Raw genomic sequence first — 2075 nt, forward strand, 5'->3', positions numbered from 1 at the left:
TCCACTAGGACTTAAACTATTAATAGTTGGATTGTCAATTTCACAAAAAGTTTGTGTTGTTGGTCCTGTTGGAGTAAAGGCTTTTCAATGTTAGCAGTAACTTCTAATCGTAAAACACTTTCACAACCAGTAGTATTTGTTATTGTAGCGTAATAAACTTTACCATCAACCAAAGCAGCTGTTTTAGTTAAAGGAATTGTAGCATTATCACTATCGTACCAATTGATGTTATTTCCACTAGGACTTAAACTGTCAACAGTTGGATTTTCAATTTCACAGAAAGTTTGAGTTGTAGGACCTGTTGGAGGAGTAACTACTTCGATTACTACTGCTACATTAGCGGATGCATCAGGGCAAGCACCTAAACTACTTTTAACAGTATAAGTGTATGTTCCAGAGCTATTAACACCAGGTTCAAAAGTACCTAAGTAACCACCAGATAGAGAACTTGGCCCTGTCCAAACACCAGTAATATCAGGACTTCCTCCTAATTTATCAAATAAATTAGTTGTAACTAAATCAATTTCGCACTCGTTTAATGATGAACTTATTCCTGCATTTGGAGGGGTGTCAATAAAAACTGTTGTTTTAGCTCTTTCTAAGCTTTCACAACCAACGCTTTCTTGAGTTGCCCAATAATCTTCACCATTAATTAAGGCTGTTGAAATATCTAAAGGTAGAGATGCCATTTCAGATTCGTACCAAATAACATTGTTTTCTATAGCTTTTAAATTATCTACAGTAGGATTGGAAGTAGCACAAAATGTTTGTGTTGGAGCCACGGTAGGCGTTTCTGGAGCAATTAAAATAACGGCAGTTCCCAATCTTTTACTAGTACATCCATTTGCGGTTTGCTGTACATAATAAGTTACCCCATTTACCAGTGGGGTTGAGTCTGAAAGTAAGTTGCCACCAGTTTTGGCATCATACCATTCAATATTTGTACCAGTTGCTGGTAAATCTGCTATTGTAGCATTTTCATCGGCACAAACACCTATAATAGAGTAAGTATTTGTTGGAGGTGTTCCATTAATTGTTACGGTAACAGCAAGTCTGTTTGGGCTACAACTTCCACCTGTAATATCATCTGCATAATAGGTTTTGTTATTTTCTAAACGGAGTAATTTATCATACTGAGTTCCTCCAGAAGGAGCATCAAACCATGCAATTTCACCACCAGAAACTATAAAATTTTCAATTTTAGGTTCATTGCTATCACAAAAAATTTGAGAAGTATTTCCTATTGGGGTTGGATTTACACATTGTGAATATGTCAGTTCATGACTTAAAAAGGCTAAAACAAAGAATAATAATATTGTATTAATATTCAATGAAAATTTTTCTTTTTTCATTAGTTGGGTATTGGTTAGTTTTTTGATTTCGAATAAATGAAATCGTTTGGTATATCAAAAATAGTTAATTTTATTCAATTTTAGATGAATAAGTTGTTTTTTGAAGTATGATGTTTCTGTGTAAATTTGTTGAAAATAAAGTTGATTCATCGTGTTTTTTTTAGGAGATTACTTACATTTGATGTTAAAAATTATAATATATGAATATACATTTTATAGCAATAGGAGGTAGTGCTATGCATAATTTAGCCCTGGCTTTGAAAGAAAAAGGGTATACTATTTCAGGAAGTGACGATGCTATTTTTGAACCTTCAAAAACAAGGTTGGCAAATAAAGGTTTGTTACCTAGTGATTTTGGATGGTTTTCAGAAAAAATCACATCAGATTTGGATGCTGTAATTTTAGGAATGCATGCAAAACCCGATAATCCTGAGCTAAAAAAAGCACAGGAATTGGGTCTGAAAATATATTCATATCCAGAGTTTTTATATGAACAGTCTAAAGATAAAACACGTGTTGTAATTGGTGGCTCTCATGGGAAAACAACCATTACTTCTATGATTTTACACGTGCTAAATTATCATAATATGGATGTAGATTATATGGTAGGTGCACAATTAGATGGTTTTGATACCATGGTACATTTAACTTCTGATAATGAATTTATGGTGTTAGAAGGAGATGAATATTTATCGAGCCCAATAGATATGCGACCAAAATTTC

The 2075-nt window shown here is 33.3% G+C and carries 2 protein-coding genes; one reads left to right on the forward strand and one right to left on the reverse strand.

Annotated elements, in window-relative coordinates:
- Window positions 1–11: 11 nt before the first annotated feature.
- Window positions 12–1352, reverse strand: coding sequence for a hypothetical protein (locus EC396_RS12345; protein ID WP_129366959.1), 1341 nt, complete (start codon window positions 1350–1352; stop codon window positions 12–14).
- Window positions 1353–1552: 200 nt separating this feature from the next.
- On the opposite strand from EC396_RS12345, the gene EC396_RS12350 reads away from it, so the two are divergent.
- A partial coding sequence (locus tag EC396_RS12350; RefSeq protein WP_240665702.1) for a Mur ligase domain-containing protein occupies window positions 1553–2075 on the forward strand: 523 nt, incomplete at its 3' end.

The sequence above is a fragment of the Lutibacter sp. HS1-25 genome (assembly GCF_004121075.1).
Taxonomy (GTDB): domain Bacteria; phylum Bacteroidota; class Bacteroidia; order Flavobacteriales; family Flavobacteriaceae; genus Lutibacter.